We start from the raw sequence: 18,764 nt of genomic DNA, 5'->3' as shown, positions 1-18,764 counted from the left end.
TACAAATAGACTCAACTCATATGCGGTCCAGTTCATTCCCAAAACAGACAAACGCGCGATCTGTGAGATACAAAAGCGCGCGTTTGACTTGTTTTTATTCTAAAACCGAATCACAGCTCTGAATCGCCAATTCGCCCCAGACAGTTTCACTTCACAGTCAATCTGAAGATTTTGGATTCTGCGGGTTCCAGTGAGACTGTAAGCTCTCCAGACGTTTCCCCTTGGGAGCCTTCCCACAGATCTTGTAAGCTGTATACGGCATTGGCGTTTAGTCCGGCCCGCTCCAGCGAGACAGACTTCACCGCAGCTTGGGCAGCATCAAAGTTGAAGACAGCCAGATAAAAGTTCTTCTCTTCCGGCGATTCAAGGACAAACACGTCAGAAGACAGCTTCCCAAGATCGCCTTCGACTGGACGGAAGGTTCTACCCATACGAGCGACATTCAGAATATCCTTGTTACCAAGCCACGCTCTTGCTCGTTCGGCAGCATCCTCTTTGCGGAAGTCGTCCCCGAGCAGAAGCACCGTACCGGAAATAACTGAAGCTGTCAGGCGGCTGCGCCCTTCATGCCAGCCGGTGGCTTCCTGGTTGAAGCTCTTGTACAACACGGAATGGTCAGGATCATTGTAGCGATACAGCGTATTGCTCATCCACCAGCCGTGTGTCAGCGAGTTCAGCAGATATTCCGTATCTGCAAGTGTACCGAAGACATCACAGGAAATACGGCGGCTGTGGGCAAAAGCATATGGAAATAATGGCGCGATGGACAAGTTAATGAAAAACGGCCGACCGATTACTTCTGGCGAAAGCTTATGCTGTAAATAAGACATGCCATAGTGATAAGCCGCGATCCCTGTTGTAATATCCGGATTGTGGTGCTGTCCTTCCAGTGAGCCATGCGCCAAGAAATCCAGTTTGATATATTCGAAACCTTCCGAGATGAATTTGTCCGTGAACCAGTCGATTCTTTGCAGGTTGCCAGGATGTGTCGGGTCAATGGCCAGCCCGCCATCCACATCCGGCAGGATCTCGCCCTCACTGTCACGTAGCAGAATGTCTCCATAGGTGTATTTACCGTTCGTTCCTTCGACTGCCTGACCAAACTGATCAGGTCCACCCCAGAAGGCAAATGGAGTCCAGTACGTGCCCGCTCGATGTCCGTTTTGCCGCACCCGCTCCAGTGCATTCTTCATTTCTTCCGGTGTAAAATTGTCCCAGAACGCATCAAAATTGATGTATAACGTATCCTCATTCTGGAATCCAAACGGCTGCACTTCATTTTTCAGAAAATCGCTGGTCGCTGTATACAGATCATAGTCCAGATCACTCATGGCCGCAGACCAGCTGTTCCATCCGATCGGCACACCGCCCTCCCAAGGCAATTGAGCCTCAATCCAGGTATTGGCCTGACCGTAGGCTTCGAGACCTTCACGGTAATCCTCATAGAAACCGATGAATACGAGGGGAGATTCCACTCTTCTGCCTTTCACATAACCGTGAGGCTGGGAATCGCGAGTCAATTCACTCACAGCACCGCCGTACAGATCAATTGCCTCGATACGTCCACTTTGTTCGCTTTGCATACGAATCCCTGTTTTCCATACTTTATGCGTAAGGGAACCCATCACGATTCCCCGACGGCTGTCGGGCGCAAACAAGGCTGTTGCCTCGTAGCTCTCTACATCCAGCGGTGGCTTGACCACCGTATATCTGACCCATTTATCGTTATCAAACGGTACACGCAAAATGCTCGGTTCATCCTGGCTGGATTCTCCACCGAGGGATACGGCTTTGGACTGGATGACAGCCATACGGTTCGCCTTAAGCTCTTCATCGCTGACAATAGCGGTTTGCACCAATACAAACGGTGAGGATTCGTACATATAGAAATGTTGCTCCAGTTGCGGCAGTATCGATGTTTTATGCAGAACGACCAAGTGGATACCTTTTCCAAAACCCTCCCGAACAATTGCTTCCTGTGTCGTCAGTTCATGGCTCTGATAATGGTCCGTGCTGTATTCACGTCCCTGCCAGCGAAAAGCGCTGCGAATGCCCTTCACATGGGATGAATTGCTGGCAATGCAGGCTGCTTCCCCGTTATCCAGATCAATCTCCAGGCTTAGGTGTCCGTTCGTCGCACGGATATAGGTGTCACTCTGTTGCTGCACTTGTACAGATGTATCGCTAGTTAGCATCATATGCCTCCTTATTGTTGCATGCTGTAACTTAAAGTGGGCACATGCTCATGCGATGTGATGGCGGGTTACCACATGTCAAATGTCCGCCCACCCAAGTCTGCCCTCATTATAGGGACAGAATAGAGCGTTTTCCATGCAACGATCTTCCGATCCATATCGCGATTTAACACATCTTCATCCTACTGTTTTATAACTCACCGTCAGATGTAATGTCGTACGTCTGTCCGGCAGATGTCAGGAAACTTACAGTATTCGCATCGTTGCGTAAAGTCTCAACCACGACGCCGTCCAAGGTTACGAGAATCCGGGAATTACACCGGAGCACACAGGCTGTGCCTTGCAGAGAAGTGATCTTCGCTTCCGCAAGCTGCCCCTTGTCCCACCGGATGTCCACTTCAAATCCACCGCGTGCACGAAGTCCTTCCACACTTCCCTGCTGCCATGCATCCGGCAATGCGGGAAGCAGCTCCAAATATGGACGATGCGATTGCAGAAGCATCTCGGCAATGCCCGCAGATGCTGCAAAGTTGCCATCAATCTGAAATGGCGGATGTGCACCGAGCAGATTGGCATAAACGCCGCCGTGGTTGTACTGCTCCGAACTTCCATCCTTGACCAATCGAAGCATGTTGGAAAGCAGACGCAAGGATCGATTGCCATCCCGGAAGCGGCTCCACAGAGCTACTCTCCAGCCTAGGCTCCAGCCTGTGCTCTCGTCTCCGCGACGTTCCAGTGAGGTCCTGGCAGCAGAAAACAGCTCTGGTGTCTCCTCTTCGGACAACTGTCTTCCTGGATACACGCCTACCAGATGCGAGGTATGCCGATGGTACGTATCCTCGTCCTCGAAGTCCTTCGACCACTCCTGCAATTGGCCGTATTTGCCGACCTGAAGTGGTAATAGCCGCTCGCGAGTATGCTTCAGCTCTTCCCTGAAATCCTGATCTATTCCGAGCAGCTCGGAGGACTCGATGCAGTTCGTGAACAACTCCCAGATCAGCGAGATGTCCATGGTAGAGCCCGGACTTACCGCAGCTACACCTTCCACTGTCTTGAATTTATGCTCCGGCGAAGTGGACGGTGAAGTTACAAGGCTGCCGCTGCCATCCTCAATGAGCCAGTCCAGCGCGAAGAGGGCTGCCTCCTTCATCACAGGATAGGCGGAATCCCGCAAATATGCTTCATCTCCGCTAAAGGCATAGTGCTCCCACAAATGCTGGGTCAGCCAGATGCCTCCCATCGGCCAGTACGCCCAGCTTGGATCGCCGTCTCCGTAATCGCCAACCGGTGCAGTCTGTCCCCACAGATCCGTATTGTGATGCGCTGTCCAGCCGCGTGTGCCATAGTTGACCCGAGCTGTCTCGGCTCCGTTTTTCGCCATATTGCCGATCATGTCCAACAGCGGCTCGTGGCATTCTGCCAAATTGCATATTTCAGCTGGCCAATAGTTCATTTCGGTATTGATGTTCAGCGTGTAATTGCTGCTCCAAGGAGGACGAGTTAACGCATTCCATATCCCCTGGAGATTCGCGGCCTGCGTTCCAGGACGTGAGCTAGAGATGAGCAAATAGCGTCCATAATGAAAGAGCAGCTCCACAAGCCCTTGATCTTCTGCCCCAAAAGTCGTAATTCGCTGCTCAGTGGACATTTGTTCCGAAGCAGGCGATTTTCCAAGGTGAAGCTTGACCCGATCGAACAGCAATCGATAATCCGCAATATGGGAGTCACGCAGTCCGACGTATGATTTGTTTGCTGCCTTTTTCAGTATGGAGCCAGCAATCAGGGAGGCATCTTTCCCTTCAATTCCCGGAATCTTGTGAATCCCATTAAAGCTAGTAGCCGCACTGAAATAAAAGGTTGCCATCGTTGCACCCAACACATGAATTCCGCTGCCATCCACCGTTACCTGTCCATCCTCTGTCGTTACGGCTAACTGTCCTTCAAAAGTCATGCCCTTGTTATCGCCGGGTTCACCATATCGGATAGGATCATTGCTTGTCACATAGCTGGGGTCTACATGCTCCGGAGCTGTTCCTGCCAGAACAACTCTTTCTTCCTGCACTGAAATTGTGTGACGAAGCGGACTGTCCAGCTTGGCATGCACATTCAGCGCTCCCGCAACACTAGCGGTAAAATGCAGCACGAGCACTTGATCGGGATGAGAAGCAAACATTTCACGGGTATACCGCACATTGCCAACCTGATATTCAAGGCTGTGCAGTGCATGTTCCACATCCAGCGAACGTTTGTAGGAATGATAGATACCCCCATGGTCAAAACGGAGGAGCAAATCCCCAAAAGGAAGATACGATTGGGTGTACGGTCCCAGCATTCCTTTCGTTAAGGCATCCGCCTCTGTATAACGGCCCTCTTGTATCAGCTTGCGGACCTGAGGCAGAATATCCTTTGCGCCAGGGTTATTGCTTTCCTTTGGATATCCAGACCATAAGGTGTCCTCGTTCAGGCTGACTTTCTCCAGCTCCACTCCGCCGAATATCATGCCGCCCAGACGGCCGTTTCCGATGGGAAGCCCTTCTGTCCATACGTCTGCCGGTGTATCATATTGTAATTTCATGTTCTCTCTCCCTCCCAATCACTCATTCAAAAGTTAATCAGACACCTTTACTGCACTACTGATCGTATTGTCCGCTATGTCTACCTCACTGCATGCGATTAAATGGGTTACCTCTTCTATGCGGGGTAATTCCCCCTCTTCGTGCATGGATAGAATTTCATTCGACTTAAAGATTAGCCCGCCAGTACATTTGGCGCTTAGAACCGGTATATCGCAGTCGGTTTCAAACTGATTGTTCCGAACAGTGACTTGTCGGTGAACTGGAACGCTTGCATCCACGTCCACGTTCTCTGGGGAAATCAAGATCACAGGATGCTCCCCGCTGCCACACTCCACAAAACGGTTACCCGTAATAGTCACATCGTCCACCCGTCCAGACTCATACCAGGATTCAGCGTCTACGGCGATGAGAATGGCATTCATGTGAATCAGTTCAAAGGTATTGCCGACAATAGCGACTTTGCGCCGCGTCGTCACAAGGATGCCGCGCGTGGGCACCCGGGCAAAGTGATTATTTATAATGTCGACTTCAGGCGTCCACGTCACATTCTCGATCACATCATGCCTGCCAATGCCATCCGGCACCGGATGGACTAGCGTCAACAGCAGCTCACGCGGATTCAGCCTCACGACGTCAAGCACTTCATTAGCTCCATAGGTAGTAAGGGAACCGGAACGAACAAATTCAATTTTGTCTCCTGGATAAAACCCTGGAAGTCCATATGTTTGAGGATGCATAAAGCGAACCTTCACGGAATTCTCGGCTGGCTGTTCTATGATTCGCAGGTAGGTGCCATGAACATTGACAGGATCATCATGGGAACCGGAAAAACGGCTCTCTTCTACCTTCACCTTGCCCCGGCAGCTGGACATATGGATAAAATCCGCAAAACCAGCAACGGTCCTTCCCGTTTCCGAACGTGGAGACAGGTCCAACCTGCGGAAGGTGAGATTTTCGCTGAATTGACCGACAATACCAAGTCCATGCAGAAAATGCAGGCCAACATCAGTAAAAGTAACATTCGAACTTTGAGTAATAAATACACCTACCTGATCCCGAATGCCATCGCGGTTCTGCAAGACATGACCCGGAACCACCATCGGTTGATGATCGAAATGAAGACGTACCTTCATCGGTTCGAGCTCTTCGACAGACTTGGCCTTTTCCAACCAGTTGTCCATTCTCCAGGTCGTATTCCGCACCGGGTCAAAAGTCTGCATGGGGCCTTCTGTGAATCTCCAGCCCTCTCCGACCCAGGTCAGTCTACCATCCTGAATTTCATAGCGAGAATGGGGATGAACCTCGGTATCGAAGAAATCGTTGCCACATCCGACAATCTTCATCTCGGTTACCGTTGGTCGGTCATAATCGGTATGTAGATTACGTATCAACACATGTGAACAGCCGTCTAACAGGAACATGGTTTGCTTGCCATGAAAAATAAACAGGGAGCCGTTGCCCTCTATTGTGAACTGATCCAGATCCTTCAGCAAAATACCAATAGTCCTCGTTATATCAGCGTTTTCTTCCTCACTGGCTGTATTCGAAATATAATAGGGCGCTCGAATCGCCTCTTTCGGGTAGAAATGATACGTACCTTTCGCACATTCCAGCACAACGGGACCAGCAATTTGGGCCGCAGCCTGAATCGCACGGGCCATGGCCGGCTGGGTATCCAGCCCCGAGTCTGGCTGGGTGCCGTAGTCGGTCAATCTAACAATGGTGGAATTCACAGTTGTGCCATGTTCAGTAGAATGAATAAGTATCCCGCCCTTCTTTTTTGTTTCTCCGTTATTAAAACTGGGATTCTCCTTAAATACAAGGAAATCAGGTGCCGGCTCTATCATAAGCACCTGATTTCAATTTGTATCTTGATTACTGGGTCACATCATAGGCCTTTTGCAAGATTTCCAAATAACGGTCAAGCTTCAGATTCTGCAGACCTTTAACATAAGCGTCCCAGTCCTTATTCAGATCCTTGTTACCTGTGATGAATTGCAATTCATTTTGCTCGATATAGTTTCTGATGTTGGTTTGCAGCAAGCTGGCTTCGTCAATTTCATTTGGATCAATCCAGACGGACCAGATAGGGAACAGCTCTTTGGGTTCATGCCCTTCATACAACAGCGATGCGTCATATAATCTGCGCTCATAACCATTGGATGCATAAATATCTGTGCCCTGAACGAAAGTATCGCGATATTCTTTGGGCATATAGAAGTGAGCCATACCACTCCAACCTGCATTACGCGGTGCTTCACCTTCAGCCATCGGAATTTGTTTTACTACAGGTTTAACGTCTTTCCCCAGTGCCACATCGCCGTCCACCGGATCAGTCCAGTCAATTCCCTTCATGCCGCTTGCACCATTCGTTTGACCTTCTGGTGTGAACATGTAGTCAACCATTTTAATCAGGGCATTTTGCGCTTCTTCACTGGCCTTGTTCGTAATTACAAACTTCGCTCCCGGAGATACACCGCCCGCATCATGCGTCGCGTAGGACACACCCTGTGGTCCAGAAATCGGTGGCAGCGGGTTATAGTGTGCCGAGCGAGTGTTGCCTTCATCGATGTTTACGAAGATCGCGGGATGCATGGCTGCACCAGCACCCAGAATTTCTGCATCGGCATTTTCACCGATTTTTTTGAAAGCTTCTGCGTTTTGTGTGAAGGCACCAGGGTCAATCAGACCTGCATCAAAGAGGGACTTGATGTAAGTCAATCCTTCCTTCCATTCTGGTGTAATGGCTGCCGATTGAACTTTCCCATTTTCCATTTGCAGGTAGTTTCTGTCATCATCATAGACAAATGCATTCATCAAGAACGGAATAATTCGTACGCCGAACTCCTCTATGGAACCACTCAGCGGTACCTCATCAGCTTTGCCGTTTCCGTTCGGGTCCTGTGTTTTGAATGCTTGCAGCACGTTTTTGAATTCTTCGGTAGTCTTTGGCATTTCCAGATTCAGCTTTTTGAGCCATTCGGTATTCATCCACATCTTGCTCGGGTAGGAGCAGTGGAAACATTCCGTATACGCAACCAGTCCATAGATATTGCCATCAGGTGCTGTATTAAGCGTTTTCAAATTAGGGTTCTTCTCCATGGCCGCTTTGATGTTGGGCGCATATTGATCAATTAGATCATTCAAAGGAACGAGCACCCCCTGCTTGCCATACTTCAGAAGATCAGCCTGAGAGAACTGGTCTATATAGTGGGTAAGCAGATAGGCATCGGGATAGTCGCCGCTTGCCAGTGAGATTTGCCGCTTTTCCTTGGCCCCATCCGAAGGATTAATCTCCCAATTGAATTTGATATTAAATTTGTCTTCCACAAATGCAGTGAATTTATTGGTCGGAATATCAATGCTAGAGTCCTGAACCGCGAACACGCTGATATTCACCTTGCCGCCCTCTTCTGAGCTTCCCGACTGTGCAGTGGATGAGCTGCCATTGGAACACCCGCTCATGACAACTGTGAATGCCATTACCAGCATCATTAACGTTACCATACTTTTCTTCAAATCTGATCACTCCCTTTTGTAGTTTACCAGTTTGAAACGTGAACCCTTGCGTATGAACGCTCTATATCCTTTTTCTCCATACACCAAAACCAAAGATCAACCCTTAACGGAACCGACCAGCATCCCCTGTACAAAATGACGCTGTACAAATGGATAGATGACGAGTACAGGCAGAGTGGCGACCACAATTAACGAATATTTTAACAGTTCGGTAAGCTGCTGTCTTTCCACCATTTTCGCCACGTCCATAGCACCCGAACCGTTGTTTTGAATGATGATACTTCTCAAGATGAGTTGCAGCGGGAACAGATCTGCCGATTTGAGATAGATTAAGGCATCAAAGTACGCATTCCACTGCCCTACAGCATACATGAGAACCAGCACGGCGATGATCGGCTTCGATAACGGGAGTACAACACTCCAGATGAACCGCATATCACTGCAGCCGTCGATTTCACTGGCTTCCAGAAGCTCCCCGGGAATAGAGGATTGAAAGAACGAGCGGGCAATAATCACCTGCCATACCCAGATTGCGTTTGGAATCAGCAGCGCCCAACGGGTGTCAATCAGATGTAGCTGCTTTACCACCATATAGGTGGGGATCAGTCCGCCACTGAAAATCATGGTGAACGTAATGATCATCATCAGCGTGTTCCTGCCGAAAAAGGTTTTGCGTGATAACGGATAGGCAATCATGATGGTCAGCGCTACACTGATCAAGGTACCGGCGACCGTATAGAAAATGGAGTTACCATAGCCGATTAGAATTTCAGGCGTGTTGAATAATGCCTTGTAACCGTTGAAGGAAATATCTACGGGCCAGAGCCATACACGACCGGAAGTTACTGCTGCCGGGCTGCTGATGGAGCTGCTGACGATAAAGATCAGCGGATAAATGACCACCAGCGCCACGATACTGAGCAAAATATAGATAGTAACCAGGAACGTTTTGTCCGCAGCGGACTCTTTAATCTTTGTTTGAACGGTTGCAGCCATAGGTGAACTCCTTTCCTACCAAATGCTATTCTTAGTAACTCTCTTTGCCAAACCATTCACCGTAACCAGTAAGACTAGATTGATCAATGAGTTGAACAGCCCCACCGCAGTCGCAAAGCTATAGTTGGCATTCAATAAACCGACGCGATAGACATAGGTTGCAATGATTTCAGAATTGGCTAGATTGAGCGGATTCTGTAGCAGATAAACTTTCTCGAAACCAATTGCCATCACATTCCCGACATTCAGAATCAGAATGATGACAATGGTTGGCACAAGCCCTGGCAGATCTACGTGACGGATTTTTTGAAAACGCGAGGCTCCATCCACTTTGGCCGCTTCGTACAATGTGGGATCAATTCCCGCAAGGGCTGCCAAATATATAACCGCACTATAGCCCGCAGTCTGCCAAATGTCGGACCAGACATAGATTGAACGGAACATGCCCGGCTCACCCAGAAAATTCACGGAATCCAGTCCAAAGAAATTCATGGCGATGTTTACAAAGCCAAGCCGCGGTGCCAGAAACAGCATAATCATGGACACCATTACGACCGTTGAAATGAAATAGGGAGCAAAGGATACAAGCTGGACAAACTTCTTGAACTTGGCTCCGCGTACCTCGTTAATCATGAGTGCGAGCACAATCGGAATTGGAAATCCGGCCAGCACTAAATAACCGCTCAGCAAAATGGTGTTCTTCACCAGGGTCCAGAATAATGGGTTCTCAAAGAACAGACGAAAGTTTTGAAAACCAACCCAATCACTTCCCCATATTCCCTTGATGACGTTATAGTCCTTAAAGGCAAGAACCGCATTGATCATCGGATAATACTTGAAAATGAGAAAAAATAGCAAGGGCGGAATCACCAGCAGATGTAACTGCCAGTGCTTCATCATTCTTTTGCGGGCATTGGTCAGAAAACCAGGTCCCTTTGGCTGTGTTGATGTCTTGTGATTCAATACGATTTCCTTCTCCAGAACAATCCCCCCTTACCAGCTGTCTGTGATGCGCTAATTTTGGTAGCGCTTTCTTAGATCTGATCATAGTCGATTTTGACGTCCCATAAACAGGTACACCTCCGCCGTTTAACGTACAGTTATCCCGTTTTTGGGGGCACAAATCCGCGTCACGACAGCCATTTTTCCATTATGGAGGCATATTCGCAAAAAAAGACCGCATTGTCCGGAACACGGACAACACAGCCTTAGGGTCCTGAATTTATTTAATCATCAACCGATTGTCTAAATACGCTGGGCGAAATGCCGTTCAATCGCTTGAAGGCCCTTCTAAAAGAGTGAGAACTATTGTAACCTACCCGTGACGCAATCTCGTCCACCGTATAATTGCTCTCTTTTAACAAAATTACGGCCTGATCCATTCGTACTTTGATGAGGTGGTCAGAGAAATTGACACCCGTAAACTCTTTGAATAATTGAGAAATGTATTTCTCCGGCCGCTCCACATGCTCTGCAACCCGATATAGAGTCAGCTCTGTATCGGAATACATTTTCGCAGTATATTCCTTGATCTGTTTGATGATTTGAATATGGGCATCCTTCTTTTTGTTCGCAATAACGGAGCACAGTTCTTCCATGATTTCATAAAACTCAGTCTTTATCGTTTCGAGCGGCTCCGAGGAACCAATATCAATAACCCGCCGTTTCACATTCTCAATGGAGGCGTATTCCGTAAACGCCTTTTGATCCAGCAGCTTGAGAAAAGTCCCCTTCATTTCTCCAACAAGTTGATGCTTCATTTCCATGGACAGTTCACGCTGCTCCATGTTCTGCTCAACTATTGCTTCGACAATACGTTTGGCCTCTTCAAGTTCTCCTGCACGGATCGTGCCAATCAGTCGCTGCTCCGAATCCAGCGGATAATAATAAGTGGTGTTTTCGGTTTGGGTTTCGTTGTTCCACATCATGCCTTTTTTGTTCATGTAGACTGCATATTCCAGCGCCTGATTGGCCTGATCAAAGGAAAGACTGACCTCTGTCAACGATGTAAATAGATTTCCGAATCCGGACTGGATGGTGATCCTGTATTCATTGAACACATACTGTGCCAGATTCTCCATGGTATGCGTGATATCTTCCTTTTCACGATCCATTTGGGGGTCAGTTTCCTTGGAAAAGAACAGGATGACCACTTTATCCGAGCCCATATCCGTCATCAGGACATCTACGCCCAGTTCAGCTAATGCCTGCTTCAACAGTAGGCGGGAGGCATTCAGTTCATTCAGGATCTCAACGCTGTCCATACTGGCATACCCCTTAATCTGGACAATTCCGGCATACCCCGTGCCTGGATACAAATTAATATCTGCCTGTTCGGCGGCTGAAAGAATCTCATCCCGCGATTTGAATTCACCGGAGATCAACCGCTTCAGAAAGGCATCTCTGACCAGTGGGAGCTGGCGATTCAATTCGGATTCGAGCAGCTTGTTCTTGGTAAGCATATCCGCAATATTTCCACTCAAAAAATCAAATTCATTTTTGGGAGCCGACTCATCCTTCCCAAACTGCTCTTTCATTACACTTAACAGTCGATTGATTGGCATACTGTTGCGATAGGCCAGCACGAGTCCAACCATCAGTCCGATGAGCAGTGTGCCGCCAGTAATCAGTAGCGTCATCCCCTTGATCCTGTTTGCATTTTCCATCAGGACATGACGGGGGATGCCCGCCTGGTATACCCATCCGTTCTTATCGGATCTCGTAGTGATTACGAGATCATCCCCATAGAACTGGCTGACTCTACTTGGGTCAAAATGAGAGTCGGAAGCCATTTTCACCATCTCGGGCTCTGCGCTCCCCTGCAGCGCAATGGTATTGCCCTCCGCATCGCTGATATGAACCCAGCCGCCGTATCGGTCATTCAGGCTGGACAACAGATTGAGAATCATCTTCTCGTCAATGATTACAACGGCAACAGCCGGTGAAGAATCATTGAAGCTGTCCAGAGGCAATGACTGCATATATGTGATCACCGAGGTCTGCTTTCCCCTGCTGACATACGAGCTGAGCGGTTTAATTTCACTCCGGTGGGTCTTCCCCAACACGTCCTTCATCCATTCTTCCAACGAAAGGTCGTTATAACGGAAATCCGTGTAATAGTGATTCGGTCTGTACGAAGAACCCGGGGTCAAAATTAGATTGTAATTCGCAAGATAAATATAATAATTTTGCAGAAAATCATTGGTCTGTCCAAAGGTCAACACATTCTCCATCGTTCTCCAGATCCCATATACGTTCGTTTCGTTGTCCCTTTCATTCATGAGAACGTTCAATTCCTGGTTGACCGCAAGCTGCCGGGTGAAGCCCTCCACTTCCGCCATGCGGCCCTCCAGTATTTCCTGGCTCTTCTGAAGTTGGGTAACACTATTCTCAATGGAAATGGACTGTGTTACGGAGATGGAAGTCAGATAAGACATATAACCGCCAATGCTGGGTATAACCAAAATGATCACGTAGGATATTAAAAATTTACGAAAAACATTGGAATATTTAATGGGTAACCCTCCTCCCCCTCCTTGAGGTATTGGTAGCGTTATCAAAGATAATAACATTTTGCGGCTTAGTCAATTGTTTTATCTCATTTCTCCATCGTGTTTCATTCGGGAATGAATAAAAGGCAACGATAAAAAGTAGATTATCATTGCTTTTTTTAACATTTCCGAAGCTCTTTGGTTTGAGATGATTCATGACTTCAATAGCGCGTTTTCCGGTACGACAAACCTGCCCTCCCCTAACTTCTTATCATTCAGAAAAAAGGGGCCATGATGGCCCCCAATCCTTGTTTCACTTCATTTCTTCTTTGCTTCTTCGCCCTCTGTCCGGGGGGTTACAACCTGATCGGCCGATGCTGCTTCAATATCGCCAAGAGCCCAGTGTGTGGAAGGAACATCTTTCCACTGCGGCTGCGAAATGTTCGTGAGTGGTGCTCTGCCTATAGCTCGATTGATGGCAACAACTGCTTCCGCTCTTGTCAGTACGGCATTTGGTCGAAAAGTTCCATCACTATAGCCTTTCAGGATGCCTGCACTTTGCGCTTTCAAAATGGCTTCCTTGGCCCAGTGGCTGCTGATATCAGAGAATCCATTGCCTGGAGTTCCGGCATCCGGACCAAGAAGGGCCACAAGACTGGCCAGCTCCGCGCGAGTTATGGACTGATTTGGCTTAAACGTACCATCCTTGTAACCATTCATCAGCCCCAGTTTACTTACCTTGGCAATCGCGTCAGCTCCCCAATATTCAGACTTAACATCACTGAATGAAATAGCAGGTCCGTTGGCTTCTTTCTCAGATACCATTGCCAGTATGGTTGCCATCTCTGCACGGGTGAGCTTGTTATCCGGCTTGAACAAACCGCCCGGATATCCTTGAATATAGGCCTTATACTGAATATCCTGACCATTGCCAGTACTTGGTCCCGCCTCTGGTGTGCCAGATTCCGGAGTTGGTGATGGCACAGAAGTATCTGAAGGCTTTACGACTGGAGTCGATGGTCCGCCTGGATTGGATGGCGCACCCGGATTGGATGGACCACCTGGATTCGACGGATTTGTTGGTTCACTGTTTCCGGTATGGACAGTAAATTTCAGTTGGTCGGCCAGCATGAGATCACCGGATTTCTTAACAGCTTTGAGTGTATGCTGGCCTTTTGTCAGTCCCGAAATGCTGTAAATCTCCTGCATCATTTGCCGACTTGGACTATATGCGTTCACAGTTTGCTTCAGTTGTCCGTCGACATAAATATCCATTTCTCCCTGCTCGGGTCCAGTAGGTGTAATCAAACTTATTCCGGTCCCTTTGAAGGTGTATTCGAAGAAATCTCCATTCGCCGTCGTAGAATGTACGTCATTGAGATAATCACCGCCGAAGGAAAAACTGAGATTCAACGTTCCCACGGGCTGGGCAGCAAGATATGTTTTGCTCAGTGTAACGCGCTCTCCATTAACGGTGTAATCAGTGCCCCGAATCAATTCATTAGAGCCGTTGGTAATACCCTTGAAGCTTTCCACCTGTTTCAGCAGCGTTACATCAATATCAGCGTGAGCGGAAGCTAATTTGTCAAAGCTCGCATTCACCGGATTAATCATATTCGGAAGCTCAACCTTGAGCATATCAAGTAGCATGAATCTACCCGACTTCTTGACGGCCTTCAGCGTGTGCTGTCCATCCGGAAGGCCCGAGATGCTGTACAGGTTCTGCTGTGCCAATCGTCCGTTGCGATATGCACTGACCGTTTCCTTGAACTGACCGTCCACATAGATATCCATCTCTCCCTGTGATTGGTCTACCTCTGTGAACAGCTGGATCCCTGTACCTCGGAAGGTATACTCAAAGGAATCACCATTTGTCTCGGTATATTGTACATCATCCTTATAGTCACCCATGCCTCTCCCGGTGCTGCGGGACCATGAGCCATTGTATTTAATGGCTGGATCGTCATTATTGATGAGTGCATAACGAATGCCCGTTGTATCACTGACTTTAACTACAAGAGTCTGCGGATCACCAGCGCTGAAAATGACGCTTAAGTCTGTCGTTCCTACAGGCAATTGGGTGAGATATTCTTTTTTGATGTTCAGCTTGTCATCGACCACCGTGTAGTCGTCTTCACTGAGCATTACTCCGTCATTTTCAATGCCAGTTAATGTGTTTCCGTTCAATGACAGTGTAACAGCAATGTCCTTCTGTTGTTCTGTTGCCTTGTCAAAGTCAGCAGAAGCCGGACTAATGGCGCTGTTCTGCCCGCCGGTGGCAATTTCCGTTGTTACTCTAAGCGCATCCAGCAGCATATATCGGCCCGATCCTTTGACTACCTTCAAGGTATGCGAACCGTTATCCAATCCGGCCGCACTATACAGCACTTGTTGGGCCTCTCGCTGACCACTCGTATTAGCGCTAACCGTTTCAGGCGTTCCATTATCGAGTGTGACTATCATTTCTCCCAGCCCTTGATCTTTCTCCGTCAGCAGGTCAATGCCTGTTCCAGTAAAGGTATATTCAAAAGAATCACCGTCTGTTTCCGTAAAATGTAGATCATCTTTGTAATCCCCAAAACCTCTGCCGGTGTTTGGACTCCATGAACCCGTATATTGGATATGGTTGTCATCATCATTAATGTAAACCACATCGGTCACGGCAGCAGCATCTGCTGCAATTTCATTTTCTGCATTCGCGGCAGGTTCAGATCCAGCGTCTAGGTCAGATCCTTGCTGCGTATTTATATTCGCTGGACCAGTGTTCGAGGAATCCGAAATAGCGATGCTCAGATCCTGTTTGCCATCGATTTGCTCCTTGCCTCCGTTACGCTTCCAATCCCCACTATAGCGCATGCCCGTATCATCATCATTAACGGCCGATGTGCCGTTCAGTGCGGTTACTTTAACCATTCGGGAGGCATGGGGTTCCAGCACGCCGCCACTGAATTCCGTATTATAAGTTCCCAATTCGGAATGACTCCAAAGGTCACGAACTGAAGCTGGACCTTCCAGTCCAAGATCGCTCCATTTCACTTTTACTTCGGCACTCCGATTGCCCAGATTGAACAGAGCTACGCTGTACGTACCATCTCCGTTATTGGCATACCAAACCTGCTGCTTGGTATCTATGGATACCGGATGACCTGGACGTCCGGCCTGATTGACCGCGATAACTTCGTCATTCGTAAGCAATTCCAGTCCATAGCTATCTAGCCTAGTCAAATCATTACCTGTATAAAGCGGTACTGATGAGATCGCCCAGAACGTGGTAGCGGTCTTCCTCTCATCCTTGGTCAGACCATCCATCGAGCCATTCCCCACATTTAGGGAGTCGAAATCGTTCCAACCCCCTGGCCCTGCATCACGCCACCAGAGTGCCGCTATGGGGAATAAGCGTGAAATACTCGACCATTCAGTCAACCCCTTACTGCTATCGTAGGCTTCAATATCCCAATCGATCCGCCAGCCATTTGCATACTTTTTCCAGACGTCCACGTAGTTGTGGTCAAGCGCCCAGGAAAGCTCAAACCAGATGTTATTTCTATCCAGTGCCTTGGACCATGCCTCCACATCACCGCGTGCATCCCGGCTCAGGTTATTGATCCCTGATCCTGGAGTCACACTGTCGAATTTGACAAAGTTGATGCCCCACTCACCAAGAAGATCCGCGATGGAATCAATGTACTTCTGTGAGCAAGGGTTCGAAAAATCAATTTTGTAAGTATAAGAATCCCAAGCATCCATAATAACAAGCGGCTTTACCGCAATATCCTGCATACGACACGCTCCGCCCGTACCATAAATCTCGAGATTTTTATCATAAGCAGTAATTGATAACCCCGGAATTAGATAGATCCCGATCTTCTGTCCGTTATTATGAACATAATCAATGACCTCCTGAAATCCGTTCGGATAAAGAACAGAACTCGGAATCGGACGGCCGTATTCATCCTCGTCACCGTTCCAGCCAGCATCAATATTAATGTATTCATATCCATGAGCTTGCAGCTTCTCGCGCATGGCGTCCGATTGCTTCTTAATGCTCTCGGCCGATGTCCAGTTACCCGCCCCGTCATATACCTGCATGCTGTAACTGCTCCAGCCCATATATGGCTTCTGGGCCAGACTTTTATCTGCTGCTTGTGCCACATTGCCTGTCGTTCCCATCATTCCGAACTGCACTGCTGCAATCATAACTACCATAAAACACATTGCCATCCTTTTTCCGATTCGTTTCAAATTATCCCTACCCCCTCTGAATTTGGTCGTTCAAATCCTTGTTGATAGCGCTTCCATACGAGAAAAGAATAGTGGATGAGGGATTCCTAGAATAGGTACAATTCGGTATTTTACGTACAATTAACCTGAAATACAGGGGCAAATCGTCGCATAACGAACCTTTTTCCATTACTGGATAAATAAACAAACAATTAGGACGAGCAACGACTAAAATCGGTATACAAATAAAAAAGGCTCCTGAAGGCATCAATGCCATTCTAGGAACCTTTTTCGTGATACATTATGATGCGGTCGAGAGGACTCGAACCTCCACGGGGGTTAGCCCACACGGACCTGAACCGTGCGCGTCTGCCAATTCCGCCACGACCGCGTATATCGTATCTCCGAGAAATTATATCGCGGCGACAAGAAATAATATATCATGTGCAGGTAATTAGTGTCAACAAAAAAATATAATTTCCCACTTCAATGTATGTAATATAACCAATATATTGTCCAATTTCTCTCCCGTTGAAACAGTAGTTACTTTTTTGTCATCGATTAGAATCCTTCATTCGAGTTTTTTCAACATAAAAAGTCAGAATTCCGTTAACATTGAGGTGCTAAGAAAACATTAAAACAGGTTTGACATTTTCGCATTTATGCAATATAGTTTCAAAAGGTTACAAAAACTTAATTATTCATTTGCCGAGTTTCATGTTTGAAAACGGGGGAACCATTTTGGGTGAATTATTCTTATACATAGGAAATATAGGGAACCTTCTACCGAACCCTTAGCTAACTCCGTAGGCATCGAAGGGAGAACACAAATTTTGAAAAAGCTTATCATCTCCATTTTTGGAGCAGCAGTACTATTTACATCCGGGGCAACAAGCACTGAGGCAAGCAGTATTAACACCGTGGTAAACAACATGACAGGCATTCCTTACAAATGGGGTGGCACTACGCTCGCCGGGTTTGATTGCTCGGGATTTATGAGATATATTTTCAACAAATACAGCATTGAATTGCCACGTACTTCGCAGCAGCAAGCCAAGGCTGGCACGCCGGTATCCAAAGCTAATCTGCGTACAGGTGACCTGGTGTTCTTTAATACGATGGGTAATGGCATTTCACATACAGGTGTATATATCGGTGGCGGACAGTTCGCTCACGCTTCAAGCAGCAAGGGTGTAAGCATCACTCAATTATCCAATCCTTACTTTAATGATCGTTACGTAACAGCTCGCCGGGTAACAGGACAGTTTATGTATAACAAAATGTTGGGCAAAATATAAGTTGAACACGAAAAGGCTTCGGTTATAACCGGAGCCTTTTCTTTGTCTACATTGATTTTTAATCATGAAGTCGTCATCAGGCTATCAGACTGCATTCAACATTTTTAATGTAAAGCCTTCTGTACTCTCATTGCACCCTGAGACAGCGCATGGCCTCCGCCTACGGCTCCAGCCACAGCCACCGTCTCCATAATCTCCTGATCGGTAGCTCCTTTGGCACGTGCCTCTTCCACATGGTAGAACGTACATACCTCATTATTGGCAAACAATCCAATACCCAAGGCAATCAGCTGTTTGGTCTTGGCATCAATCGCTCCTGCCTGAAAACATTCTCCAGTGAACTCATGATAAGACTTCACCACTGCAGGCAGCACGTCGCTTAATTCACCCATCTGATCTTTATAGGCATGAACCTTATCATTCATCAGTGTCATGGTTACCGCACATCCTCTCGGCTGATATGTTACA

10 protein-coding genes, 1 tRNA gene and 1 riboswitch are annotated in these 18,764 nt (G+C 47.7%); of the genes, 1 reads left to right on the top strand and 10 read right to left on the bottom strand.

What is annotated here, in order from left to right:
- Positions 1 to 146 precede the first annotated feature (146 nt).
- From P364_RS0106205 to P364_RS0106160, 9 genes are all read right to left on the bottom strand, one after another.
- Complete coding sequence (locus P364_RS0106205) at positions 147 to 2,198, bottom strand: alpha-galactosidase (RefSeq protein ID WP_024629277.1); 2,052 nt, start codon at positions 2,196 to 2,198, stop codon at positions 147 to 149.
- 187 nt (positions 2,199 to 2,385) lie between these two features.
- Positions 2,386 to 4,770 (bottom strand): glycoside hydrolase family 95 protein, encoded by a 2,385-nt coding sequence (locus tag P364_RS0106200; protein WP_024629276.1) that lies wholly within the window; start codon positions 4,768 to 4,770, stop codon positions 2,386 to 2,388.
- 33 nt (positions 4,771 to 4,803) lie between these two features.
- On the bottom strand, positions 4,804 to 6,618 hold the full coding sequence (locus tag P364_RS0106195) for an alpha-1,3-galactosidase-related protein (protein ID WP_024629275.1): 1,815 nt from the start codon (positions 6,616 to 6,618) through the stop codon (positions 4,804 to 4,806).
- Between the two features lie 28 nt (positions 6,619 to 6,646).
- Positions 6,647 to 8,290: an extracellular solute-binding protein gene (locus P364_RS0106190; protein WP_024629274.1), complete on the bottom strand. Its 1,644-nt coding sequence runs from the start codon at positions 8,288 to 8,290 to the stop codon at positions 6,647 to 6,649.
- Positions 8,291 to 8,386: 96 nt separating this feature from the next.
- Positions 8,387 to 9,286, bottom strand: a complete 900-nt coding sequence (locus P364_RS0106185; protein ID WP_024629273.1) for a carbohydrate ABC transporter permease — start codon at positions 9,284 to 9,286, stop codon at positions 8,387 to 8,389.
- Between the two features lie 15 nt (positions 9,287 to 9,301).
- Positions 9,302 to 10,156, bottom strand: a complete 855-nt coding sequence (locus P364_RS0106180) for an ABC transporter permease (RefSeq protein ID WP_024629272.1) — start codon at positions 10,154 to 10,156, stop codon at positions 9,302 to 9,304.
- Between the two features lie 356 nt (positions 10,157 to 10,512).
- Entirely contained in the window at positions 10,513 to 12,723 is a 2,211-nt protein-coding gene (locus P364_RS0106175; protein WP_236642246.1) for a helix-turn-helix domain-containing protein, read from the bottom strand.
- A 372-nt stretch (positions 12,724 to 13,095) separates the two neighbouring features.
- On the bottom strand, positions 13,096 to 17,019 hold the full coding sequence (locus P364_RS36060; RefSeq protein ID WP_024629270.1) for an S-layer homology domain-containing protein: 3,924 nt from the start codon (positions 17,017 to 17,019) through the stop codon (positions 13,096 to 13,098).
- 286 nt (positions 17,020 to 17,305) lie between these two features.
- Positions 17,306 to 17,389: transfer RNA gene (locus P364_RS0106160), tRNA-Leu, on the bottom strand.
- Between the two features lie 305 nt (positions 17,390 to 17,694).
- A riboswitch (cyclic di-AMP (ydaO/yuaA leader) is annotated at positions 17,695 to 17,826 on the top strand.
- Between the two features lie 5 nt (positions 17,827 to 17,831).
- On the opposite strand from P364_RS0106160, the gene P364_RS0106155 reads away from it, so the two are divergent.
- Complete coding sequence (locus tag P364_RS0106155) at positions 17,832 to 18,296, top strand: C40 family peptidase (RefSeq protein WP_024629269.1); 465 nt, start codon at positions 17,832 to 17,834, stop codon at positions 18,294 to 18,296.
- Positions 18,297 to 18,400: 104 nt separating this feature from the next.
- Here the strand turns inward: P364_RS0106155 and P364_RS0106150 are convergent, their stop codons facing one another.
- Positions 18,401 to 18,730, bottom strand: a complete 330-nt coding sequence (locus P364_RS0106150) for a carboxymuconolactone decarboxylase family protein (protein WP_024629268.1) — start codon at positions 18,728 to 18,730, stop codon at positions 18,401 to 18,403.
- Positions 18,731 to 18,764 lie beyond the last annotated feature (34 nt).

Source organism: Paenibacillus sp. MAEPY2, from assembly GCF_000499205.1.
In the GTDB taxonomy this organism is placed as follows: domain Bacteria; phylum Bacillota; class Bacilli; order Paenibacillales; family Paenibacillaceae; genus Paenibacillus; species Paenibacillus vandeheii.
This window is presented reverse-complemented; position numbering and strand designations above follow the sequence as displayed.

Excerpts from the sequence above, each read along its gene's own strand:
- P364_RS0106185 (WP_024629273.1), bottom strand. The coding sequence starts at position 9,286 with ATGGCTGCAACCGTTCAAACAAAGATTAAAGAGTCCGCTGCGGACAAA.
- P364_RS0106150 (WP_024629268.1), bottom strand. The coding sequence starts at position 18,730 with ATGACACTGATGAATGATAAGGTTCATGCCTATAAAGATCAGATGGGT.
- P364_RS0106200 (WP_024629276.1), bottom strand. The coding sequence starts at position 4,770 with ATGAAATTACAATATGATACACCGGCAGACGTATGGACAGAAGGGCTT.
- P364_RS0106175 (WP_236642246.1), bottom strand. The coding sequence starts at position 12,723 with ATGTCTTATCTGACTTCCATCTCCGTAACACAGTCCATTTCCATTGAG.
- P364_RS0106195 (WP_024629275.1), bottom strand. The coding sequence starts at position 6,618 with ATGATAGAGCCGGCACCTGATTTCCTTGTATTTAAGGAGAATCCCAGT.
- P364_RS0106205 (WP_024629277.1), bottom strand. The coding sequence starts at position 2,198 with ATGATGCTAACTAGCGATACATCTGTACAAGTGCAGCAACAGAGTGAC.